This is a genomic window from Thermaerobacillus caldiproteolyticus, assembly GCF_013761245.1.
Lineage (GTDB): Bacteria > Bacillota > Bacilli > Bacillales > Anoxybacillaceae > Thermaerobacillus > Thermaerobacillus caldiproteolyticus.
The window spans coordinates 1-24,892 of the sequence record NZ_JACDUT010000012.1 but is presented as its reverse complement, the minus strand read 5'-3'; the positions used below and the strand labels follow the sequence as shown (position 1 = coordinate 24,892).

Annotated in this window: 20 protein-coding genes; 14 read left to right on the top strand and 6 right to left on the bottom strand. The window is 36.3% G+C overall.

Annotation, left to right across the window (positions count from 1 at the left end; translation table 11 throughout):
* Positions 1-298 precede the first annotated feature (298 nt).
* The 6 genes from HNR31_RS15470 (at position 299) to HNR31_RS15445 (ending at position 7,877) form a co-directional block, all read left to right on the top strand.
* Complete coding sequence (locus tag HNR31_RS15470) at positions 299-700, top strand: DUF4362 domain-containing protein (RefSeq protein ID WP_181557092.1); 402 nt, start codon at positions 299-301, stop codon at positions 698-700.
* A gap of 303 nt (positions 701-1,003) precedes the next feature.
* Positions 1,004-3,124: a GDYXXLXY domain-containing protein gene (locus tag HNR31_RS15465; RefSeq protein WP_181557091.1), complete on the top strand. Its 2,121-nt coding sequence runs from the start codon at positions 1,004-1,006 to the stop codon at positions 3,122-3,124.
* A 487-nt stretch (positions 3,125-3,611) separates the two neighbouring features.
* Positions 3,612-3,752, top strand: coding sequence for a hypothetical protein (locus tag HNR31_RS15460; protein WP_181557090.1), 141 nt, complete (start codon positions 3,612-3,614; stop codon positions 3,750-3,752).
* 364 nt (positions 3,753-4,116) lie between these two features.
* A complete protein-coding gene (locus tag HNR31_RS15455) occupies positions 4,117-6,174 on the top strand; it encodes a BglG family transcription antiterminator (protein WP_181557089.1) in 2,058 nt (685 codons plus the stop codon).
* Positions 6,175-6,204: 30 nt separating this feature from the next.
* Complete coding sequence (locus tag HNR31_RS15450) at positions 6,205-6,471, top strand: PTS sugar transporter subunit IIB (protein WP_181557088.1); 267 nt, start codon at positions 6,205-6,207, stop codon at positions 6,469-6,471.
* A 143-nt stretch (positions 6,472-6,614) separates the two neighbouring features.
* Positions 6,615-7,877, top strand: a complete 1,263-nt coding sequence (locus HNR31_RS15445; RefSeq protein WP_181557087.1) for a PTS ascorbate transporter subunit IIC — start codon at positions 6,615-6,617, stop codon at positions 7,875-7,877.
* Positions 7,878-8,055: 178 nt separating this feature from the next.
* On the opposite strand, the gene HNR31_RS15440 is transcribed toward HNR31_RS15445, so the two are convergent.
* Entirely contained in the window at positions 8,056-9,210 is a 1,155-nt protein-coding gene (locus HNR31_RS15440) for a tyrosine-type recombinase/integrase (RefSeq protein ID WP_181557086.1), read from the bottom strand.
* Positions 9,211-9,712: 502 nt separating this feature from the next.
* On the opposite strand from HNR31_RS15440, the gene HNR31_RS15435 reads away from it, so the two are divergent.
* Positions 9,713-9,925, top strand: coding sequence for a hypothetical protein (locus HNR31_RS15435; RefSeq protein ID WP_181557085.1), 213 nt, complete (start codon positions 9,713-9,715; stop codon positions 9,923-9,925).
* Positions 9,926-10,030: 105 nt separating this feature from the next.
* On the opposite strand, the gene HNR31_RS15430 is transcribed toward HNR31_RS15435, so the two are convergent.
* Together HNR31_RS15430 and HNR31_RS15425 are read right to left on the bottom strand one after the other, a co-directional pair.
* Positions 10,031-11,227 carry a tyrosine-type recombinase/integrase gene (locus tag HNR31_RS15430; protein ID WP_181557084.1) on the bottom strand — a complete coding sequence of 399 codons (1,197 nt, stop codon included), beginning with the start codon at positions 11,225-11,227 and terminating at the stop codon, positions 10,031-10,033.
* Positions 11,228-11,258: 31 nt separating this feature from the next.
* Positions 11,259-11,459: a helix-turn-helix domain-containing protein gene (locus HNR31_RS15425; protein WP_181557083.1), complete on the bottom strand. Its 201-nt coding sequence runs from the start codon at positions 11,457-11,459 to the stop codon at positions 11,259-11,261.
* Positions 11,460-11,940: 481 nt separating this feature from the next.
* On the opposite strand from HNR31_RS15425, the gene HNR31_RS15420 reads away from it, so the two are divergent.
* The 7 genes from HNR31_RS15420 to HNR31_RS15390 all read left to right on the top strand — a co-directional run bounded on the left by HNR31_RS15420 (position 11,941) and on the right by HNR31_RS15390 (position 22,517).
* Entirely contained in the window at positions 11,941-12,975 is a 1,035-nt protein-coding gene (locus HNR31_RS15420) for a CBASS cGAMP-activated phospholipase (RefSeq protein ID WP_181557082.1), read from the top strand.
* Positions 12,959-13,936 carry a CBASS cGAMP synthase gene (locus HNR31_RS15415; protein ID WP_181557081.1) on the top strand — a complete coding sequence of 326 codons (978 nt, stop codon included), beginning with the start codon at positions 12,959-12,961 and terminating at the stop codon, positions 13,934-13,936. Before HNR31_RS15420 ends, HNR31_RS15415 begins: the two co-directional genes overlap by 17 nt.
* Complete coding sequence (locus tag HNR31_RS15410) at positions 13,920-15,701, top strand: ThiF family adenylyltransferase (RefSeq protein ID WP_181557080.1); 1,782 nt, start codon at positions 13,920-13,922, stop codon at positions 15,699-15,701. The genes HNR31_RS15415 and HNR31_RS15410 overlap by 17 nt, the downstream gene beginning before the upstream one ends.
* A gap of 1 nt (position 15,702) precedes the next feature.
* Complete coding sequence (locus HNR31_RS15405) at positions 15,703-16,527, top strand: ribosomal-processing cysteine protease Prp (protein WP_181557079.1); 825 nt, start codon at positions 15,703-15,705, stop codon at positions 16,525-16,527.
* Positions 16,528-16,663: 136 nt separating this feature from the next.
* Positions 16,664-18,211, top strand: coding sequence for a type I restriction-modification system subunit M (locus HNR31_RS15400; RefSeq protein ID WP_181557078.1), 1,548 nt, complete (start codon positions 16,664-16,666; stop codon positions 18,209-18,211).
* The gene (locus tag HNR31_RS19200) at positions 18,208-19,419 is read left to right on the top strand and encodes a restriction endonuclease subunit S (RefSeq protein ID WP_181557077.1); all 1,212 of its coding nucleotides are present in this window, start codon (positions 18,208-18,210) and stop codon (positions 19,417-19,419) included. Before HNR31_RS15400 ends, HNR31_RS19200 begins: the two co-directional genes overlap by 4 nt.
* 35 nt (positions 19,420-19,454) lie before the next feature.
* Positions 19,455-22,517 carry a type I restriction endonuclease subunit R gene (locus HNR31_RS15390; RefSeq protein WP_181557076.1) on the top strand — a complete coding sequence of 1,021 codons (3,063 nt, stop codon included), beginning with the start codon at positions 19,455-19,457 and terminating at the stop codon, positions 22,515-22,517.
* A 109-nt stretch (positions 22,518-22,626) separates the two neighbouring features.
* Here the strand turns inward: HNR31_RS15390 and HNR31_RS15385 are convergent, their stop codons facing one another.
* The 3 genes from HNR31_RS15385 to HNR31_RS15375 all read right to left on the bottom strand — a co-directional run bounded on the left by HNR31_RS15385 (position 22,627) and on the right by HNR31_RS15375 (position 24,761).
* Positions 22,627-23,187 carry an AbiTii domain-containing protein gene (locus tag HNR31_RS15385; protein WP_181557075.1) on the bottom strand — a complete coding sequence of 187 codons (561 nt, stop codon included), beginning with the start codon at positions 23,185-23,187 and terminating at the stop codon, positions 22,627-22,629.
* A complete protein-coding gene (locus tag HNR31_RS15380; protein WP_181557074.1) occupies positions 23,166-23,534 on the bottom strand; it encodes an AbiTii domain-containing protein in 369 nt (122 codons plus the stop codon). Before HNR31_RS15380 ends, HNR31_RS15385 begins: the two co-directional genes overlap by 22 nt.
* A 132-nt stretch (positions 23,535-23,666) precedes the next feature.
* On the bottom strand, positions 23,667-24,761 hold the full coding sequence (locus HNR31_RS15375) for a phospholipase D-like domain-containing protein (protein WP_181557073.1): 1,095 nt from the start codon (positions 24,759-24,761) through the stop codon (positions 23,667-23,669).
* Positions 24,762-24,892 lie beyond the last annotated feature (131 nt).

Genomic DNA, 24,892 nt, shown 5'->3' with positions numbered 1-24,892 from the left:
TGAACGTAGTGGGGCTACTTGTGAGAGAGAAAACAAGCTACTATCAGACCAATTCGCATTAGAATTGGTCTTTTAATTTTTGTTGTTTGCTACTTTGGCGTATAAAATCGCAACTAAATTAGCATAAAATGACAATAATTATTGTCATTTAAAAAACTAATATGTTAAAACTATTGCGAATTTATATACTAAAAAGACAGCAACTTGCTCTTTGAGTAATGATTGGGAATTTTAGACAAAAAATACGCTTTAAATGATATAATTCATTTAGGGGAATACAAATGGGGGAAATAATGGAATGAAAAAAATAATTTGTTTTATGGTAACTATGTTCCTAGTGTCTAGTTGCGAGGAATATGAGCCATCAAAAGACGATATTGTTAATAAACACGGGAATATAATCAATCTTGATAAGTTTATGCAATTTGTAGAAAATGTTCATCAAGGTAAAGACGATAAGATTAGAATAGTTGCTTATACACATGAAGGTGACCCAATAATACAAGACCTTAAATATGATGGAGAAAGTATTACTTTAAAAACAGATGCTACAAGAGATAAGTTTGGAAATGGAAGTATAAATACTTCAACTTGTAAATCAATCAAAATAGAAAAAACCAAAGATAGAATATATTATTTATTAGATGGTTGTGACCAAGGTAGCACTAAGAATAGTGTTTTAGTCATTTGGAATAGGTAGGCATATCATTACGATAATGCCCTTTTGAACTGCGATTTATATAGTCATTTTTATGATAAATACATTGCTATTACCTTGTTATTTGGTGCATTTTTTAATATTTTCTTTCCTTGAAGTGAACCCGTTACCTAGACGAGGAGTTTCTTTTGGTTTTTCTATATTATGTAAGCCGGCTATGATACAATAAAATTGGAATATTTTAAATATTTTTTATATATAAACGATTATGTTTCCACAACACAGTAGCAGAAATACCTCATAAAATAATGAGAAACATTTTTTATCGGTTGGGAGGGAAATGTGATGGCAGGGCGATTGGTAAGGACGGGATATTTATTAGGAGTTGCGCTTACCCTATCATCGATTATTTATTTTTTTGCTTCTAATTGGAAATTTATGGACCGTTTAGAAAAGGTGGGGTTAAGTGTTGGGCTGATGTGGCTGTTTTACGGCGTGAGCGCGATTTTAGCGTATGGCATGAAGCGTCACGATTTTTTAGGAAGATGGTTGTTTGTTGCCGGGGCGGTGGCGTTTGGGATTACGATGGCGCTCATCGGGCAAATTTATAATTCGCATGCAGACAGCTATTGGTTATTTTTCATTTGGCTTATCCCAACAGTCGTGTTGGCTTGGATCACGAAGTATGAAGTGTTTTATGTCATGAGTGTAGTGCTATTGGAACTAACATGCTGGTTTTATTATTTTCCATCTTCGTATAGTATAGTGAGGGGCGAATGGGAATCGTTTTTTCTGCTTTTGTTATTCGCATTCATAAATGGAGTCGTGTTCATCTTGCATCGATCCACCGTCGTTTCGTATCTCGCATACACGGCGATGCACGGATGGCTGTTTGTCATTTATTTTCATAAGCTTGTCTATCATTATGTTGAATGGTGGCCGTACGTTTATGTGCTTTTCTTTGTCGGCTTCTTTTATTACTTTTTCGCTGTGGCCAAAAGACGCGCTTATGTGTTGTTAACAAGCTTGTTTGCGGGAGCATTTTTGATTGTAGAATATTTTCGGTTTGTCGGCGAGCATTTTAAAACGGGATTTTTGCTTGGTGGGTTAGTGGTTGCGGCAGCGATTGTGTATGCAAGCGTGTATTTGTTAAAACGTGTTAAGCATATTTCGAGCGAGGGGGCAAAAGGACGTATTTTTCTCATTGCTTTTCAAGTCATCGTCACGCTTGTCGCTTCGTTCATCGCGATTGCGAGCATTATGGGGCTTCTTACGATATGGATGGAATCCTTTTCGATGAACTTGTTGTTTGCGATATCGATTATTGGTTTTGTCGTTCCAGCGATGTGGGGAAACAGTTGGAATCCGACGGTACGATACACGCTGCTCACCATCGGCTACGGTCTTGGAATCATGACGACATGGGAAATATCGCTGATTTTGCTTACCATCTATAGCATCACGCTTCTTGTTTACTATGTGCTATCTGCTGACACAGGAATGCGCGCGCTTACGAACATTGCCTTATCCTTATATTCCGCAATGATTATCTATAATTGGACAGATAAAGGACGTCTTGCCTTGTTAGTTGTCGTCGTATTGAACGTATGTCTATATTTGTTTCTCAAACGAAAGAGCGGGTCCCGCCTATTGCCTCTCACGTTAGGATTAGGAGCGTTTCTTTTATTAACAAACATGGATTTCTTTCAATTAGATGTAGACGTTTGGTATGTCATTTCCAATCTATTGTTTGCGATCACGATCATCGCGCTTCTTTTTACTCCAGCGATTCATCGCCAGCGCTATGAACATTTGATTGTCTGGGGCTATTTTTGGCTGTTCCTTTTCTTCAAGTATTATGAATTTGCTTGGGATTTGTTGGATAAATCGATTAGTCTGTTGCTTGCGGGACTTTTGTTTTTCATAGGAACGGCGGTGTTGGAAAATCGAAGAAGACCCGTTTGCACTAAAGATAGCGACGGGCTGTATCGAAAATGGTTGCCTTTGTTGGCTGTCATAATGGCACAAACGATATTTGCGGGTTATATCGTATGGGATAAGGAACAACATTTGCGTCACGGAGAAGTAGTGAAACTCGAATTAGAACCAATCGATCCGCGTTCTTTGTTGCAAGGAGATTATGTTCGTCTTCGCTATGATATTTCGACGATTCCTCATATAGATGGACGCGGCAAAGTACAAATTGTATTACGGAAAGATAAAAATGGCGTGCATCGGTTCGTACATGTATATTCGATGAACGGCAAACGACAAGGTGGATACATTCCTCAAGAAGGGGATGTATTGTTAAACGGAACGCTTTATGGCGATACGATTATTTACGGTATTGAATCTTACTTTGTGCCAGAGGGGACGGGAGGAAACTTGCAAGAACGTGCACGCTTTGCTTATGTACGCGTGAGTGAGACAGGGGATGCGTTGCTGGAAGAGATTCGGGAGAAATAGCGAGAGATGAGTGTTTAGTGAATATAATGCGAAAAACAAAACGGTTTAGAGAAGTATCTTTAGAAGAATATTACGATTTTATTTGGAGTCATGCCACGTTTGATGTAGTGGATTCAAGATTTAGAATTAGCGAAAAAAAAGAAAAGATTTTCGCTGAAGCGCTCGATGATCTCCGTTCACAAGGAAAGCTTTTGCGGAGCAAGGACGCTCGTCCCCTTCTTATGCGTATGATTTAATCAAATAGTTGGAAGAGGCGTTTGATGAAGTCATTTCAAGAGAGAGTACGGAACAATTGAGAAATAATATGGCGGCATTACGAAGAAGAGACAGAATGAGGGAAAAAGATGATTTCAGAAACGAAATAGCTTTTGAAATCATCTTTTTCTATGAAAATACATAAAATATAGCCTAAGAGTATTGATGACGTATAAAATTTTGTACAAAATACCTGACTATTAGACTAAAAGAAAAAGAGCGGCCAAACTCATTGAAGGAGTTTTGGTCATCCAGCCAGCGGAGAGACGGCGGTGAATCGGACGACAAGCTTACGGATGATGAAGGTCAAGCCCAACATATCGGCACGTTTCGGAGCGAAGCAGACGTCCATACTATTTCGTCAGGGGCGTAGCGCGTCGTATCCATCTCACCAAAAAACAAAAGCAAGGAGTGTTGGCGAACCTCAAGAAGCTGATGGTTATTCACTTTATCTACATAAAAAGGATATTTCCACTGATAGGATGAATGGTTACAAAGAATGAAGAAAATAAAGAAGCGTGCTAAGTGCTTAAAATTGTTGTGAATCCGATTGTTGCCACATCTGTTTACGGATGTGTTTTTTTATTGTGCATCGGTCTATGTTTTGCACAATTCTGCTCACAACATTTGGGCTTATCTTTTGCCGAAAATTCAATATAATGAACAGTAAGATGAATCTAGATTCCATCTATTAGAGTATAATTATTTGCACAATGGAAGTGAAGGAGCGCTCCAACATGATACTCGATGCCCGTTGTGTCCAAATCTTGAATATGCTGCTTAGTTCTTCTACTCATGTAACTGCTGATAAGTTGGCTCAGTCCTTGCAAATCTCAAAGCGAACAGTCTACTACGATATTCAAAAAATCAATGACTGGCTGCAATGTCAAGGTTTTTCAAAGCTGAAACATGTACGCACAATCGGCTTTTATGTGGACGATCAAGCCAAAAAGAAAATTGCGCAAAAATTGCAAACGTTGCAACCGATTCGACATTACGAGTATTCTTCAGAAGAAAGAAAAGCTTGGATTGGATTGTTGATTTTTAGTCGTAATCACGCGATCTTTTTGCGTGACTTCTTAGAAAGGCTTCAAGTGAGCCGTAGTACTTTATTGAATGATATCAAGGAACTCAAGGCAGAATGGCAGTCGTTTCAATTGAAATTAGAATTCCATCGTAAACAAGGATATTTCATCAAAGGAGAAGAAACGCAAAAACGGAAGGCGATCGTACATCATGTAGCGCAGCTTTTGGCGACGGTTGGCTATGAACGACTATGTTCTGAATGGTTTGGCGGACACACGTTACGTATCAACGATATTATTCGCCAGTCAGAATCATTTTCTTCCATTCGTTACACTGATGACGTTATTCACGCATTAACGATTTATCTTTCTATTTTTATGAAACGATGGATTCATGGCAAATACGTTCAAATGGATGCTCAAGAAAAAGAAGTATTACAGTCGACTAGGGAATACAAAGCGGCTCACTATATAATTACTCAAATTGAAAACGCTTTCCGGATCAGTATTCCTGAAGATGAAATTAGTTATCTCACAACCTATCTTTTAGGTTCAAGAGTCACAGACGATAAGCAAATCGATCAAAGCAGCGAAATCGTCACGTTAAAACAAATGATCAAAAACATGATCGACGATTTTCAAACGTACGCTTGTGTACAATTCAAGCATCGTGAAGAGTTGGAAAAAAATTTATTGATTCATATGAAACCAGCGTATTACCGTCTAAAATATGGTCTTCATTTGCAAAATGAATTAACCCAATCTGTCAAAGCAAATTATCATGACATCTTTACTTTAACGAAAAAAGTTGTTCATCATGTTGAGAACATCGTCGGGCAATCCGTAAACGATGATGAAATCGCTTATATCGCCATGCATTTCGGTGGATGGCTTGACAGAGAAGGGGTGTCTGTTCCGACTCGGAAAAAAGCGATCATTGTGTGTGAAAGCGGCGTTGGGACATCGCGAATTTTACAAAAACAAATGGAAGAATTATTACCAACCGTTGATGTCATTGACATCATCTCGGTAAGAGAATATCGAGCTTATTCTCTGGAGCATGTTGATTTTGTTGTTACAACGATTCCATTACAATCGCGAGATGTCCCTATTTATATGGTTCGTCCCATTTTAACAGCTGCGGATAAAATGTTGCTTTTAAGAGAAACAAACCAGCTTTCTGAAACTCATGCTTTATCAGTCGAAGCATTATTGGAGATCGTTAAAAAGCATACAACGATCATCAATGAAAAAGCATTGATTCAAGAACTGCATGAATATATTAGTCAAAGTAAAAGAAAGGAGGTTTTTAAAAAACCAATGCTGAAAGATTTGCTTACAAAACGACACATTCAATTTGTTGAAGAGGTAGGTGATTGGAAGGAAGCGATTATACTTGCTGCGAAACCGTTATTGGCCAACGGTCATATTACAAACGAATACATTCAGGCGATGGTTGATAATGTGATGACATTGGGACCTTACATCGTGATTTCACCAGGAATTGCTTTGCCACACGCTCGGCCGGAACATGGAGTAAAGAAAATTGGAATGAGCTTTCTTAAAATAAAAAACGGTTGTCTATTCTCTGAAAAAGAAGAACACCGGGTATATGTTTTAATCGTTTTAGCTGCCATTGACAATGAAACACATTTAAAAGCGCTTTCGCAACTAACAAAATTGTTATCTGATAAAGAAAATATGCGTGTATTATTCTCAACCAATTCGGTAGAAGAAGTACTCACATTAATCGAAGCATATTCTCATTAAAATAAAATATCAATCATGGAGGTAAAAAAGATGAAAAAAATTCTTGTCGTTTGCGGAAATGGACTTGGAAGTAGTTTTATCATCGAAATGAATGTCAAAAACGTGTTAAAAGAGCTAGGGATAGAAGCCGAAGTTTCTCATACTGATTTAGCAACAAGCAAAACAGAAAAAGCGGATTTATATTTAGGGGCAAAAGATTTAGTCGAAGCACTGGATGATGGTACACGAAATGTTGCCAAACTGACAAATATTCTTGATCTTGATGAATTAAGATCCGTGCTAGAGAAACATTTGTAAATAAAAAGAAGCAGGCGGTCGCCTGCATAAAAGAAAAACTTTCCCTTTTAGAAGTATACGAAAGAATGAGAAAACAAGAAAGAGATTTTTAGAGAAAAAAATGATACTCCTAAAACTGACGATAAAGAGAAGGAGAGTGCGCGATGTTTGATTTCATTATGAAAGATGTATTAGGCTCACCGGCGATTTTAGTAGGCTTGTTTGCCTTCATCGGCCTATTACTGCAAAAGAAAAGCTTTCCAGATATCGTTTCCGGCACGTTAAAGACGATTATGGGATTTGTGATTCTTGGTGGCGGAGCCGGAATTTTAATTGGATCACTGAATATTTTCGGAAAAATGTTTGAAAAAGCGTTCCATATTCAAGGGGTCATTCCGAATAACGAAGCGATCGTTGCCATTGCTCAAAAAACGTTCGGGAAAGAAACAGCGATGATTATGCTGTTTGGAATGGTTGTCAATATTCTTATCGCGCGATTTACTCGTTTTAAATACATTTTCTTAACTGGACATCATACGTTATTCATGGCGTGCTTAATTTCCGCTGTATTTGCTACAGGCGGCGTTACCGGAATTCCGCTTGTCATCATTGGTTCTATAATTCTTGGAAGTTTAATGGTATTTATGCCAGCGATTCTTCAACCGTATATGCGCCAAATTACCGGCACCGACCAAATCGCCTTAGGCCATTTTGGCTCCATCGGTTACTTTACTTCAGCGTGGATCGGGAAGCTGCTTGGAAACAAAGCACAATCCACAGAAGATATTAAAGTGCCGAAATCACTAGGATTCCTTCGCGATACATCGGTTGCGATGTCACTGACAATGGTCATATTATTCTTCATTGTCGCCCCATTTGCCGGAAAAGAATTTATCGAAAAACAATTAAGCGGAGGCGTAAACTTCCTTGTCTTCTCCCTTATGCAAGGGATTACGTTCGCCGCAGGGGTATACGTCGTATTAGCAGGAGTACGCATGCTCATTGCGGAAATCGTTCCAGCATTTAAGGGGATTGCGGATAAAGTGGTGAAAGACGCAAAGCCGGCGCTTGATTGTCCAGCGGTGTTTCCTTATGCCCCGAACGCCGTCATCATCGGCTTTTTATCAAGCTTTGTGGCGGGAATTATTTCGATGTTTATCTTGCCGCTCGTTGGCTTAAAAGTCATTGTTCCTGGGTTAATCCCACACTTTTTCACCGGAGCAGCAGCGGGAGTATTCGGCAACGCCACAGGCGGCAGACGAGGCGCCGTTTTCGGAGCATTTGCCAACGGAATCTTGATTTCTTTCTTACCAGCACTCTTACTACCAGTACTCGGCTCGCTCGGCTTTGAAGGCACAACGTTCGGAGATTCGGATTTTGGAATTGTGGGGATTTTGTTGGGGTATTTGATTAAGTTGTTTTCATGACAGAAGAGGAACACCTCTGCTTTGACAGGGTAGAGGTCGCTGGTTCGAGCCCAGTCGGAATCATCAGTTAAAGAAAGTCTGAAATCCTTTAATATCAAGGGTTTCAGGCTTTTTTCGTTTTATTAGCGATTGTGTTAAAACCTCCGTGATTTTAAAAACTTGCACAAAACTTGCACCTTTAGTTAGCTAAAGGATTTTGACTCAGTTTTAAGAGGGTGTTTTCAAATTTTTCTGCCGCTTGTTCTTGTAAATCATCACTGACATGTGAGTATAAATCTAAAGTTATACCGACCCGCGAATGCCCCAACCGCTCGCTAACCACTTTTGGATTTTCACCTTGCTGCATTAAGATTGTTGCATGTGTATGCCGCAAATCATGGAAGCTTATACGTGGTACATTTGCTTCTTCGATCAAGCGATAAAATTGTCGTAATAAGTTTCGCGGATCAAGAGGTTTCCCATCATCAGTGCAGACAATTAAATTATTGTCTTCGTATTGTCTCCACAATTTCTCCTTTTGAAATTCTTGTTTTTGTTTATGTTTCTTTAACACATTTACAACATGCTGAGAAATTGAAATTTGTCTTTTGGATTTTTGTGTCTTAGGTTCTTTGAAAATTAATCCTTGACCCGATACAAAACATAAGCTGCGTTTGATTCGGATCTTTTTATTCTCAAAATCCACGTCATCCCATTTTAGTCCTAAAACTTCTCCGCGTCGCATCCCTGTAAAAATCGCAAGAAAGTAAGGTATCTCAATAGAACGATTTTTAATCAAATTTAGAAATCGATTTACCTCATCTACTGTCCATGTCGTTTTTTCTTCACTTTTCACCTTGGGGGGTTTAGCATTCCTTACAGGGTTCATTTTAACCAATGACCATCTTACAGCCTGATCAAATGCTTGATTGAGCAAATTATGCATATGTCGTATATATGCACCTGAATATCCATCGTCTAATTTATCCACATAAAAACAGTCAATATCAAATGTCGTAATTTCATTAATCTTTTTATGTTCGAAATGCTTCATGATGTGGTTTCTGATTATATATTCCCTGCTGTTTGCAGTCGTTATTTCTACGGTTTTTTTGTAAGAGGTATTAAACCACCGCTCCATGAATACAGGAAAATCTTCTGTACTTTCTTTAAAATAACTTCCCTCATCGACTTGTCTTTTGATTTTAAGAAGTTCTTTCTTTGCTTCAGTCTTTGTACGGAAGGGTCCGAAACTTGCTTGCTTTCTCTTACCAGTGACCGGATCTTTTCCAACATCGATTCGAAAATAAAATCCTTTTTTCTTTTCTTTAATTAACTTGTCAAAGTTCATCATTACACTCCATTCCCAGTTTGAACTTGGAATAGTGTGCAGTATGTGGTTAGGTAAATATTATCAAAATAATACTTTTTAGAAAAGCGTTACATTATTAAAAAGGAGAACATCATGATCTTGAAAAAATAGATATTTAGATTTTGGAGAGGCATACAATTCCAGATCGTATAACTAAATAAGATATAACCATATAATATGAACAGTTAAAAAACGTGGTGGTAGCTATGAAGATTATGAATAGAAAAGTGGAATAAGGGTAAGGAGGATATTTTAATTTTTTAATAAGTGATTGACTGCTTCGATCTACAAAACGTGGAAGTGAGAAGAGGAATATAAAGAATTAGTTTTATAGATTTTTTTGAAAATTGACTCTGTTAATCTTCTTTATATTTTTATTTATGTTGATTTTTTCTGGCTCACATTAGTTAAACTAATGGTATGCTTATTCCGAAACAGAAAAATAAGGCGATTGAGTTAAATCAAATCAGAAAGGGTGTAATAGATGAAATTTGTATATTTGAATGATACAGGAAGAATAGTAAACATTCACCCCGCAACATTTATTCACGGTTGTAGTGCGAGTGATGCACCTATTGAACCACTAGAAGAAAGGCTGTTTGTATTACCAGAAGGTACATATCCTTGGATCAAAATGTGGGATTACGGTGAAAAAGGATTAATGATTTTAGTTTCACCAAGACAAGACACTAATTAGCGCACAATACGGCAATTATACATTCAGCAACAAAATAGCATATAAAAATTATGTATAGACGCAAATCCTCAGATAGAGGATTTTGCGACTCTATTTAGTCACAGATTATGAAAATATATGTTGTTCAAGTTCATTTGTTGATTGACGAATCATTTCCTCGTCAGAGTGTGAATAAAAGTCTAGTGTAACTTGTATACGCGAGTGCCCCAGCATGTCACTTACAATTTTTGCATGAACACCTAGCTTCATTAGTAATGTTGCTGCTGTATGTCGTAAACCGTGCAAGTTAATTTGTTTAACGTTTAATGTTTTTACGATTTCTCTAAATTTACGTGTTAAATAATCTGGATCGATAGGTTCTCCTTTATCGTTAATGAATATAAAATTTTCACTGTTGTAACTATTTCCGAATTTTTTCTTCATTTCATCTTGTAAAGCTTTTTCTTTTTTCAAGAGTTCTACGACAGTATCAGGAATAGGAATTACTCTATTGTCAGAGCTTTCGGTCTTCGTTTTTTGTTTATATTTTAATCCTTCGCCCTTTCGTCTGTATAATGTACCGTTTATTGTGATAGTTTTATTTTTAAAATCAATATCTTCCCATTTGAGACCTAAAAGTTCCCCTCTTCGAACCCCGGTAACCACATCAACCAAAAATGGGGTAACTAATCCTTTTTTAGAAGCTGCTTCTAAGAAAATATTCACCTCTTCTTTCGTCCACGCCCTATTTCTTTTACTTTTGTTATTCTTAACAACAATTTTTTGAGCGTTTTCCATAGGATTTACTCTAATTAACTCCCACGCCACTGCTTTATTAAAAGCTTGATTAAGCAAGCCGAAAATGATATGAAGATATGATTGAGATAAATCTTTTTTCTTATCCTCTTTCTCTTCACATTCATCTGTTTTCCTTGGTTTTCTACCGTTTTCTTGTAGCTCGGCAAAAAATTTATCGATTAAACGTGTGTTTATATCTTTGAGAGGCATTTTGCCGAAATAGGGAATAAGCTGGCTATCAATAATATATCTTCTCGTTTCAATAGTTGTTTCTGATTTGTTTTGACAGTATACAGTATCAAACCATTCATTAATAAATGATTCAAATTCTTTAACTGACGGCTTAAAGTAAGTTCCTTGCATCACTTGTGTTCTAATTTTTATAAGTTCTTTTTTTGCTTCAGTCTTCGTTTTAAACGGCCCAAAACTTTGTTGTCGACGCTTGCCGGTTGTTGGGTCTTTCCCAATATCTATACGAAAGTAGTAGCCTTTAGTTTTTTTCTTTATTAATTTATCAATATCCATCATGAATCTCCTTTTTTGTTTTGTAAAAAATTTATTTGCCAGTTCCTTGTAACTGAGATAGCCATAGGAAAAACTCATCGCGGCTAACTCGCATGGAACGTCCGAACTGTATGAGCGGAAATCCATCTTGTTTCATCAACTCGTATGCCTTCGGTTTCGAAATTTTTAATAACTCCGCAATATCCCCAGCTGTTAAAAAAATTGGTAAGTCTTCTTGATTTTTATATTTCATATCTGAATCCTCCATCTAAATTTATATAAATTAAAAGAATCAAATTTTGATTAACTGGTTAATCATTAACACTATAGCTTCGAAATTTTTTCTTTCGAATACTTTTGATTCAAAAAAATTATTTTTTCTTTTCGGCCATCAAATAAACTAAAACATCAAATTTGGGGTTAATGATCAATCTTTAAACAGGGTAAAGAGACCGCTGCGAAATAGCTACTTAAACAGGGCGAAAGATTCCTCGGACGAAAAAAGCTACTTAAAACAAAGTGAAGTAAACAATAAAAACTAAATAACTTCAAAATAAAAAAGAACAAATATTCTTGTAAAATCAATACTTTTCAGTAAAATTGTAGATAGGTATAATTCTACAAAAATGGACATATAACTGTATTAGGAATCGACATAAAAATTATTCAAATTACAAAAAGCCACAATTATTAAGTAAATAAGTATTTGAATAAATCAAAAGTGAGGAGGAAATATGGGGGAAAAAAGACCATTTCAAATTCTATCAATTGATGGTGGTGGGATAAAGGGACTATACTCTGCAGTTATTTTGGCTGATTTTGAAGAACGATATGGTCAGTTATATAAACATTTTGACTTGATTTGCGGTACTTCTACAGGTGGAATTATCGCTCTAGCATTAGCAGCAGGTATACCAGCAAAAGAAATTGTAAACCTTTATGTAAAACATGGTCCTATAATATTTCCATATAAAAATCCAATTTATCGTCTAATGCAGACATTCAAACAAATTTTTATTAAGTCTAAATATAGCGATGAAAAATTAAGGAGCGCTCTTAAAAGTGTTTTTGGGGAAAAACGAATAAAAGATTGTAAAACTTATGTTTTAATACCTACCTCAAATATTACAACAGGAAAACCGTGTATTATAAAAACTGACCATGGCGATAGACTAAACCGAGACAGTAATCATTTGCTAGTTGATGTTGCGTTAGCAACTGCTGCTGCACCGGCATATTTTCCAATACAAAAGATTCCGACGATGCCTAATTCCGATGATCAATTTGTAGATGGTGGTTTATACGGGAATAATCCGTCATTATTTGGCATACAAGAGGCATATCACTTTTTTATTGGGCAAGAAAATCATGATTATGAAAACTTTAGTCTATTATCAGTATCTACGTTGCATCAAAATTTTGGATTTCAAAGGATACTTGAAAATCGCCATCTCTCACTTATTCGATGGGGCCCCAAGTTAATTTCTCTGATGATAGATTTACAAACAATTTCTACCCATTTTCATATTGAGTATTTGAATAAGTCACTAAATGGTCACTATGTAAGAATTGAAAGTGAACCACTTACGGAGAAGGAAAGTAAGTTGATTAGTCTGGATATGGCCTGCGAGGAGTCTATCAACCTTTTGATAAAAAAAGGGCATGAAGCAAGTAGTAAGTGGATAGATGATCCACGCTTGCAACGCTTTTTTGAATTAGACAATCAGCAAACAAAGTTAAGGGGTGAGCCAGTTGGCACAATGCAATGATCTATTTCTAAAATTTGATGAGAAAATTAAATTAAAGCCGGAAAAGAAGAAATATTTACGAACATCGAGAAATGCACTGAGGGAAAAAATTAAGGGTTATTTTGAAGAAACGTTAAAAGTATCTAAACCACAATTCTGGGGACAAGGTTCTTATATGATGAACACCACAATTGAACCGATTGAGGGAGAATATGATATTGATGATGGTGTATACCTCATGCATTTGGCCGACAAAAAAGAAGAAGATTGGCCAGCCGCCAGTACTGTTCATAACTGGATAGTGAAAGCGGTTGAAGGGCATACAAGTACGCCTCCAGTCAATAAAAATACATGTGTACGCGTTATTTATAAAAACGATTACCATGTCGATCTCCCTATCTATATAAAGCCAGAAAATGCAGAACATCCTAAATTAGCTCATAAAACAAAAGGGTGGATTGACAGTGATCCAAAAGCGTTGACAAATTGGTTTAATGATGAAGTTAAGAATAAGGGGGCTCAACTAAAACGAATCGTACGGTACTTTAAAGCATGGAAAGATTATAAAAAAGGAGACGATAAGTTTCCAAGTGGTATGATTTTTACCATTCTGGCTGCCAATCACTTTGTTGAAGGCTATGAAGAAGATGATGACTCAGCATTTGTTGCTACTGCTCAAGAAATTTATGACCAATTAAATTCATCCTTTAGCCTTAAGAGACCTGTTTTTCCTGAAGAAGAATTGCTCGATGGATGGTCAGAAACCGCAAAAACTAATTTCCTTAATAAACTATCTAATCTTATTAAACAAGGTCAAAAAGCGCTGGAAACAGAGGATAAGAAGGAAGCCGCTGATATTTGGCGGAAAATATTTGGTGATCGTTTTCCGGAGTATACTCCACCTGAAGAAAGAATGGACAAAGGGTATGCACTACAAACATCAAAACCGGCGGTGTTAGGAAATCATGGACGATCATCTTGATTTATTAGACGTCTATGCTCAGATACGAAACGAATCCGTTGAATATCTAATAAGTAAATATGAGGCTATTATTGTAGAGAAAAACGAAAGAACAAATGATTATCCTGTCACTCTACAGATTAAAACTATTGTGGCAGACTATGAAGTTAAATTATTGATTAGTCTGCCTTTTAACTTTCCGGATTCGTTTCCAAAAGTTAAATTAGACGAACATAGTTTTAGGAAATTATATCCTTTGCCACATTTGAGTAAGTCTAAAACACTTTGCCTTTTTGATGATGTATTAGCCAGTCCCAATCCGGCTAATCCTTTAGGTGTTATAGACGCAATAATTCAGAAAGCCAAGGAAGTTTTGACAAAAGGGGTATCAAAACAGAACTTCCAAGATTACACAGATGAATTTGAAACTTACTGGGATGAAGACAGTAAAGGAAGTTATTTGTCGATTGTAGAGCCGTTTGAGGTACCAAAAGAAGTTTATTTAGTCCCATTTACGTACGCAAATTGGCGCCAACAAGGAATTTTTGCAAATCAAAAAAGCGATGCTATTAACTGGGTTCAAAATTTAGGTGGAACGGTAAGAGAAGAGGAGATTGCAAAAGTGTTGTATATACCTTTATCTCAACCTATGCAGTTTCCTTTTCCAAAAAGCAATAGAGATATATACCATTTATTAAAAGACAATAAACTAGCCATACAGGCTCTTTCGGAATATTTGACTAAGCATAAAAGGCCGACAAAAGTATTGTTTTCTATGCAATCTGACGGTGATTATTCATGGGGGGTATGGGAGCATCTTCCCCCAATGAAAGAAGTAGTATTAAAATATAAAGGTTGGAAACGAATAAAAACTAGTATGGACGGCTTTAGAAAGGATAGTCGGCATGGATTGCTTGAGATAGTAAAGGAATTTCCAAAGAGAGAAATTGCAAAATACTCTGTGGAAGATGTTAGAGCAGTGCGCCTGAAAAAACGTGGCGGTGATGGTAAATCCGAGAATCATGGATTAAAAATAGCCATCATTGGTTGTGGAGCACTTGGAAGCCATATTGCGCAAAGTATGTTTGATATCGGAATAGAGCATTTACTATTAGTCGATTATGACGTTTTAAGTTTTGAAAACATCAATAGACATCTATGCGGAGCTAGTGATGTAGGTCAACCTAAAACAGAAGCCGTTAAAAGCAAACTGCGAAAACATTATCCTACTAGTCAAATACATGTTTATAACCGTGATGTTTTATCATTGTTAGCATTCAGTCCCAATGCTTTAAATTCTTATGATTTAATCATTGTAGCGATTAGTCACTTTCCGACAGAGTTGAGATTAAATCAACTGCAAATTCAAGGTTTAATCAACAAACCTATGTTACACGTATGGGTAGAACCTTACTTGGCAGGTGGACATGCTATTTGGATTAATCCAGAAGACAAAATTCATCTTAAAACAATATTTGATGAAAGTGGTGCTTATAAATATCAAATATTGAAAGATGGAAACAAGTATACTAAAAAGGAACTTGGCTGCAATACATCGTACGTTCCATATGGTGTATTAGAGTTGAAAAGATTTATATTCGACTTAATGCTGTTTATTAAGCAGCAATTAAATACTGAACCACGTAGGAGCAAGGTTTTTACATGGTTAGGAAATATAACTGAGCAAAGAAAAAGCAGGAGGTTATTAGCACCGAAATGGGTAGGTGCCACTGATTTTTCTACAAGGTTTTATGATTTAGAAAATAACCAAGAAAGTGTTGATTAATGTGATATATAAATTTGGTGAAAAACATGTAGTTTTTACTGAAGAAGTAGTAAAAACGTTTGAAAAGTATAAACAAATAAGAAAAGAACAACATGAGTCTGGTGGGATTTTGCTCGGAAAAGTGTACAACGACACTATTGTAATCGACATGATTTCTGAGCCATCAAAAGAAGATAAATCAGGACGTTATTTTTTTGAGAGAAATGTTCGCAAGGCTCAAAAGATTATTGAAATGGCATGGAGAGAATCGAATGGAGAAAGGATTTATTTAGGTGAATGGCACACACATCCAGAGCATACACCTACACCTTCAAGTGATGACAAAAAGTTAATAAAAAACATGTTAAATGATTCTCGTATGGAAATAGACTTTTTATTTATGGTGATAATCGGGATTACCAACAATTATGTTGCGATAAAACGGAAAGGACAAAAGCATATGGAGCTACTCAAAAAAGTTAGTGCCAAAGAAGGACTGGAAATAACACTTTACGAAAATCCAAAAGGTAAAATATATGGATTTAAAGTTGCGGGGTATACAAACTTTGCTCCAAAGGGATACGATATCTACAATGCTGCGTTTTCACAAATTTTTTTCGGCACAATTAATTCTATTGTTGCTCTAACTGGTGTATCTGATTATATTTTGGAAGAAGCAAAGGCTTTCATAAGGTTCGTTATTCCTCGTCTCCAAGATAATGATGATGAGAAAATTTTTATTCTCTTTGATTCAATGGCAGTTCAGATACAAATGGTGTTAGAAGAAATGAAGCAAAAGGGACTAACAATTGTGAATGTAAAAGTCGAGAAATCTATTCATTCTTAGTGAATAAGAAAATCATAATGGTAGGGGATCGGAGAGGATTCCTTACCTTTTATATTCCTCAAAATCTAATATTTAATAAACAAATATATGCTAAAATGAATAATGAAAATGGAAGATTTATGGAGGATGAAACAGCATGTCAGTTAAAGCCGATATTGATTTTCAGAAAGAACTATTTGAGGCAGCCAATAAAATGCGTGGGAGTGTTGCTCCTGCTGATTATAAACACTATGTACTTCCATTAATCTTTTTACGTTATCTCTCTAACAAGTATGAACAGCGTCGAAAAGAATTAGAGCAAATCGTAAAAGACCCAAACAGTGATTGGTATATGGAAGATGCTGAGATGCAGCAAGTCATCATTTCTGACCCCGACCAATATAAGGCTGAGAACGTCTTCGTAGTGCCTGAAGAGGCAAGTTGGTCTTATATTATGAAAAACGCCAAACAGCCGAATATTAAAGAAATTCTTGATAATGCGATGAAGCGTCTTGAAGAGGAGAACCCAGAATTGGAAGGCATGTTGCCTCGTATTTATCAAGGTTCGAACTTACCGGCTGAAAATGTGGCAGGCTTAATCGAAATCTTTTCACGCGATGTATTTAGCGCCAATACTCAAGAAAGTGTAGATATACTTGGACGTACATATGAGTACTTTATTAGTTCTTTTGCCTCTTCTGAAGGTAATAGAGGTGGAGAATTCTTTACACCATCGAGTATCGTTAAATTGCTTGTTGCTATGCTTGAGCCGAAAAGTGGTATTGTTTTTGACCCTGCGTGCGGTAGTGGCGGCATGTTTATACAAAGTGAAGAATATGCGTCGAACAAACATGCACTTTCGTTTTATGGGCAAGAAAATGTAGTAACGACAGTGCGTCTTGGAAAAATGAACGTCCTGCTACATGGTATCAATGCAGAAATTCGCTTAGGAGATTCACTTTTAAATGACCAGTTTCCTGATTTGAAGGCAGACTACATTATTGCCAACCCGCCATTTAACCAAAAAGATTGGGGAGCAGATCGTTTATCAAAGAAAGACCCTCGCTTAATTGGACCTGTTACAAACAGCAATGCGAACTATATGTGGATGCAGCATTTTCTATATCATTTAAACGATACGGGCACCGCAGGATTTGTCATGGCAAACGGCGCGATGACCACGAATGTGAAAGAGGAGAAAGAAGTTCGTCAAAAATTAGTTGACGAGGGGTATATTGACTGTATTGTTCAATTACCTGAAAAACTGTTCTTTACAACAGGTATTCCATGTTGTTTATTCTTTTTAAGCAAAAACCGTGATGGCAAAAATGGCTACCGAGCACGAAAAAATGAAATTTTGTTTATCGATGCCCGTAAAATGGGGACCCTCGTTAGCCGTAAGCAAAAAGCGTTGTCTAAAGAGGAAATTGATAAAATCGCAGCCGTTTATCATGCTTATAAATACGAAGAAGCAGAACAATATGAGGATGTTGCTGGTTTTTGTAAAGTTGCAACAATTGAAGAAGTACAAGAAAATGACTACAAATTAACACCGGGTATTTATGTTGGAACAGAGGTATCAGATGAAGATGATACACCGTTTGAAGAAAAAATGGCTGAGTTAACTCAGCGTCTTTTAGAACAGTTTGAAGAGTCCAATCGCCTTCAAGAGAAGATTAAGCAAGACTTGGAGGGATTGATGTGAGTGAGTGGAAGCAGATATCATTAGGAAATTTAGTAGAAAGTATCTCTAAAAGACATGCTTTTAATAAGGATCGTTTAATATTTCTTAACACATCAGATATTTTTAATGGAAAGGTTTTAAATAATGAATATACAGATATAAATACTTTACCGGGACAAGCAAAGAAGAGTATTCAAAAAAACGACATTTTATTTAGTGAAATTAGACCTGCGAATAGAAGGTTCGCTTACATTGATTTTGAATCAGAAGATTATGTAGTATCAACAAAACTCATGGTATTACGTCCTAAAAACAATGATATTCTACCGAAGTATTTGTACTACTTTCTAACTTCGGAAGAATCTCTGCGGCACCTTCAAGAAGTAGCGGAATCTAGATCGGGAACCTTTCCACAGATTACTTTTTCTGAAGTGAAAGAGATGGTTATAAATTTACCCCCACTAAAAGAGCAGCAACGTATAGTCGAAGTTATTGATTCTCTAACAGAAAAAATTGAACTTAACTTAAAAATTAACAAAACTCTAGAAGAAATGGCCATGACGCTTTACAAGCATTGGTTTGTTGATTTTGGACCGTTTCAAGATGGGGAGTTTGTTGAGTCGGAATTAGGGATGATTCCAAAGGGATGGGAAGTAAGCAGTCTTAAAGAATTTGCTAATATCCTAATGGGACAGTCTCCAAAATCTGAATTCTACAACCAAGAAAGAAAAGGATTGCCATTTCATCAAGGGGTTAAAGACTTTGGGGTTCGTTTTCCAGTTCATACGGTTTATTGCACACAAGAATTACGAATTGCAAATAAGGGAGACATTCTTTTGAGTGTACGTGCTCCAGTTGGACGAATAAATATTGCTAATAATAAATTGGTAATCGGTCGAGGTTTATCTGCGCTTCATTCCAAAAGTGGACATAACTCATTTTTACTGTACACACTCAAAAGAATATTTGCTTTTGAAGACCAATACGGCTCAGGTACAGTATTTAATTCCATTAACAAAAAAGATATTGAGCAACTCAAATTTATCCAGCCACCTCAAGAAGTTCTTGATAATTTTGAAAATCATGTATCGAAGTTTGACGCATTAATAGAAGGTAATACAAAAGAAATTGAAGAATTACAGGAGTTAAGAGATTATCTCCTCCCACGCCTTTTATCAGGTGAAATTGATTTATCTCAAACAGAAAAACAAGTAGAAGAAGTACTTTAAATTGGATATAAATTCGACTAGGAGGTGCAAGCAACATGACGAGACCTCTAGGTGAAACGGAATTTGAAGAAACGACAATTGAACGTTTAAAGCGATTAGGTTATGACTATCTTCATGCACAGGAATTGTTTCAGCGTGGAGAGCGTAACAGTCTTCATGAAGTAGTTCTTTATGGTCGGTTGGAAGCCTTCTTAAAGAAGGCTTATCCGGCCATACCTGAACATGAAATAAAAAGACTTGCTCAAGTATTAACAGCGCCAGATGGTGTAAAGTTGATTAACCGCAATATGCATTTTCACAAAATGTTGACGAAAGGCCTCGAATTCTCTTATGAGGTAAACGATGAAACGTATACGCCTCATGTCTTTCCAATCGATTGGGAACATCCAGAGAACAATGACTTTTTAGTAGTCAATCAATTATCCATTGAGGGACGTATGGTCCGTAGGCCAGATATCGTTATATATATTAATGGTTTACCACTGATTGTATTTGAGTTAAAAAATCCGAACAACGAACAAGCATCTGTTTATGATGCATATACCCAAATTCAAAACTATACGTATGATATCTCTCAATTATTTAATTACAACGCTTTTACTGTTATTTCCGATAATGTAGAAACTAAGCATGGGATGCCATTTGCCGATTACGATTTCTTTGCTTCATGGAAATCGATTGATGGGCGAAATGTTGATAACAACCGTGCCAATACGATGCGCACACTGATTGAAGGATTATTTCCGAAAGATCGTCTACTAAATTATATTCGTAATTTCATTGTCTTTTTGGAGGAAGGAAGTAAAATTACAAAAGTTGGTGCGAAATATCACCAGTTTTTCGGTGTGAACTTTGCAGTCAATGAAGCGATACGTGCGACGCGGCCTGACGGAGACCGGAAAATCGGGGTTATGTATCATACAACGGGTTCGGGTAAATCGCTAAGTATGTTATTTTTCGCTGGAATCTTGTCTCGCCACCCTGAAATGGAGAATCCATCAATTGTCATTCAAGTGGATCGTAATGACTTAGACGAACAGTTGCATGATACGTTTGTGCAAGGAAAATCATACATCGGCCATGTAGAGCATGCAGAAGATACAGAACAGTTAAGAACCCTACTGAGAGGGGAAGCCGGGCAAATCATTTTCTCTACGATTGAAAAATTCCGTAAAAAAGAAGGAGAAACCCAGCACCCGGTTTTATCGGAACGACGAAACATTGTTGTGATTGCTGATGAAGCACACCGTACCCAAGCCGGTTTTGCAGGTGGATTTGCCGCTCAATTACGTTATGCTTTACCGAATGCTTCCCATATTGGATTTACAGGAACTCCAGTCGACTTTGTTGGGAACCATACGGAAGAAATTTTTGGACATATTATCCATCGTTATGATATGGCTCAGGCAGTGGCAGATAAAGCGACATTACCAATCTACTATGAAAGTCGCTTAATCCCACTTGATTTATCTGCTGAGGACATTGATGAAAAATACAAGGAAATTATCGTAGATGCTGGGGGAGACGATGAAGAGTCAGAGAACTATAAAAGAAAATGGGCCGCTCTGGAAAGAGTCGTCGGTACTCCAAAACGGCTCCGTCGTTTAGCCAATGATATCGTATCACATTTCAACCAAGTGGCCAATCCATTTCAAAAAGCCATGATTGTTTGTATGAGCCGGCGAATTGCGGTTGATTTGTATAATTACCTAAGAGATATTCCTGAATGTCCTCCTGTTGAAGTAATTATGACAGGGGATGTATCGAAGGATCCTAAAGAGTGGCGCGAAGTTCAGCCGGGAAGTAAATATGCTCATATTAAATCCAAAAAAGAGCAAGAAGAAGTGAAAGCCAAACTTCGTGACCCAGAAGATCCTCTTAAATTTGTGATTGTCGTCGATATGTGGTTAACAGGAATGGACGCCAAACCGCTTTCTTATCTTTATGTCGATAAACCAATGAAGGGACACAATCTTATGCAAGCCATTGCCCGTGTAAACCGTGTGTTTCCGGGAAAAGAAGGCGGGGTAGTCGTTGATTATATTGGAATTGCTACTTCACTGAAAGAAGCAACTTATAAATATACGCAAAGTGGTGGCACAGGAAGCCCATCTTATGATATTTCAGAGGCTGTTAAGATCTTTATGAATCATCTGGAGGCAGTAAGAGGGTTTATTCCAAGTGAAATTGATGTTCAAAACTGGCGAACAAAACAAAAAATAGAACGAGAAGACTTCATTGCTGATCTTGTCAATGTTCTTTTAAATAGTGATCCAGAAGAATATATTCAAGAGGCAACAAAACTTGAAAAGTCGTATCAGTTGGTGAAAAATCAGCCAGAAGTGCTTGAACTTGCAGATGAAGTCATGCTGTATTTAATGATTAAAGCACAACTTCGCAAACATTTGCGACAACCAATTGAAAAACCGAGTGAAAATAAAACATTAGAAGAGCGATTATCTGAACTCATTGATAACAGTCTGTTAGCGAAAGAAACTGTTGATATTTTCAAAATAGCAGGGATTGAACGCCCGGATATCAGCATATTGGACGATGCATTCTTGGCAGATTTAACGAAAAAAGAGCATGAAGATTTACGCTTAAAGTTACTGAAAAAACTTTTAGAAGATCAAATTAAAGTGACATTTAGCAAAGGAAGTCCACAGTCAAAGGCATTAAGCGAACTGTTAGAGAAAACGTTAAAGGATTATCATAATCGTGTCATTCAGGCCGCTGATGTAGTCAGAGTGATGATTAAAATGCGCAAAGAGATGGAAGAGGAAATGCGTAAGCGACATGACTTAGGACTCTCAGAGGAAGAAATTGAGTTTTACAAAGCCATCACTACTATGGAGCAGGAAGCATTCTCAAACGAATTTCTTGCAAATTTAATCCATAAGGTTGTCAAAGCCTTAAAGAAACAATTAGCCGTAGACTGGACGAGTCCTCACCGTCGAGATGTTTACGCTAAAGTGAAATTAGCCGTCAAGCATGTACTCATGAAAGAAAAAATTACGGGTCAACAATTACAATTCTTAACAAACAAATTCATGGAACAAGCCGAACAGCAATATAAGGACTGGCCAATGAATGCGTAACTTAGTTGTAATTAAAAGAGCTAATCACAGATAAAAGTGATTAGCTCTTACTTTTTTGTCTAAACGAAAAAGAGTGAAAAGTATATTCTTTCTTTTATGAAATCTTTTCTTAGAATAGTTGATTTAAAATTGAATCAATTTTCGTCCCTATTTCAGTTGCAATATGTGAAGCGGTTATACCTTCTAAGATATTTCTAATCGTTTTAAAGCATTCTCTTACTATGGTCTTATTGAATGCCGGAGAGGATAACTGTGATTCTGCAGTTGAAATATTAGCTTCAAGTAACTTTTTATCTTTTTCATTTAAGCCAAGATCATTGATGCAATTCTTTAAATTCTCAATTATGTCCTCAATATCGTTTATATTTAGTGTCTGTGATTGAGTTGAGTGAGAGCTTCCTTGTTGTATTTGGGAGCCGTATACAGAACCTCCGATATAATTTTGAATGTTGTAAGTTACAGACTGAGCTAATTGCTTTTCTTCTTTTGTAAAGGTCATATCTTCACCTACTATTCCTTCAGACTCTAAATCTAATGCCCATTCTAGTACGGCATTTCTAACAGAATCAACAATCTTCTGAAGTTGTGATTTAGGGATTAATCTTGCAATTTTTAAGGGAACTTCCATAGTTTCTAACAAGTATTTTTCTATCTCAGGAGGTAGCTCCATTTGAAGTGTTTCATCTGAAGTGTTTCATCTGAAGTGTTGATAAGTGTCACTATCTCAGATATTGCTTGAGTAATCACTCCAATCTGTAATGCTTTAGTCAATTTTGTATTATCAATAAAAACTGGAATCCAGCCATAGTAAGGGTTAAATGCCTTAATCTGTCCTTGAATTATCCTATAATCCGGCACATTATTATCCTTGTAGCCATTTAACTCTAAATTTGTCCACTTTTCAAATTCTTTAATTTTAAGCTTCTTTGCAACAACATAAGCATTTCGTAACAAATCAGTGATTGGTATAGATGAATCCATTGCTTGTTTTTGTAAGTCACGAACTAGAGATCCCAAGTGTTTCCCTCCGGTATAAATTATTGTACCAAATATATACATTGCAGCTTGCATAGAACGTTTTCAAGTAATTTATACTTGGTTAGATAACATTTTTCTTTTTCGTATAAAGAACTCCTAAAGACTATTCTTTTATCTTGTATTATCTATATTAGGATTTCTCTCACTTGAAGGTAACAGATTGATTATCTTTTCAATATCTGTTTCCAAACCCGATAATACTTTTAATAGATTGGTAACTTCTTGTTCTGCGTTATAGGCAAGAAGAGCTTTTTTCTCAGCGGCCTCTTGGACTGCTGTTTCTTGGAATGAATTTAAATATTCATCATAAGCTTCTATTGCGTGTTCTTGTAGATACTCTGTAGCATAATCTTCTTCATCAAATCTTGCTAACTCAAAGATTTTAGTGTCCTCTGAATAAAGTTCTCTGATATTGGAGATATCAATATTGCCTATATGTTTCTCGATTTCATCTGTTAAAAGACCATCGGAGTCTAAATCTTGCAAAATTATAGCTAATAAATCCTCTAATTCCTTCAAGACTGAATCAAGATATTCAATTGTTAATAAGTTTAAACTATTATTGTGAACATCATAGTATTCATAATAATTTCCTGCATGATCGGCAATTGCGTGAGTAGACATGTGTATTCTTTCTTTTGCATTTACTAATTTTGAATAAATTAACCTAAGCATGATTTTAAATCTTGTAGAGTTATTGGAATAGTAAGGTTCGGAATTATTCTTTAAATAGGGTATGATATTATTCTTAATGAAGGCAATAAATTCTTTGTCGTACACAATAAAACCACTTTCCAAGTTGTTTTTTGACTCATCGGAAAAGTTTGCAGACCCCACATATACTACATTGTTAGTCATAATTATCTTAGAGTGATTATCAAAACAGTAGTAAGTATTTACAATTGATTGGTACTTTTCCGGGTCGAGACGTCCAAGGTATACGTTTATTTTTTTTCTTGCTTGTTTTCTTGCTCGATCACTAAAGTAATGTTCATATCTTTGAGGAATATTTGTAAAAATCTCAATAGTTGTTTCATCACTAACTTGTTTCAGTTGATTTATTAGCATATCGTTATTTTCCGAAATATTAAATGTTAAAATAAAGATATAACTAGTATTTCTAAAATCATCAAGTACTTCTTGATAACCAATCTCGTCCTTGGTAAATACGAATTTTGCGTTATTAACTTCTTTAGTGAATTTCATTCCTTCAAGCTCCTTTCCATATCAGTTTTAGTATTTAGATGGTGTTGCAAAACTAGAGTAAAAACTCAAAATTATGCATAAGAATGCATAATTGTACATGCAGTAAATAGCGATGAAACCCATACCAACGT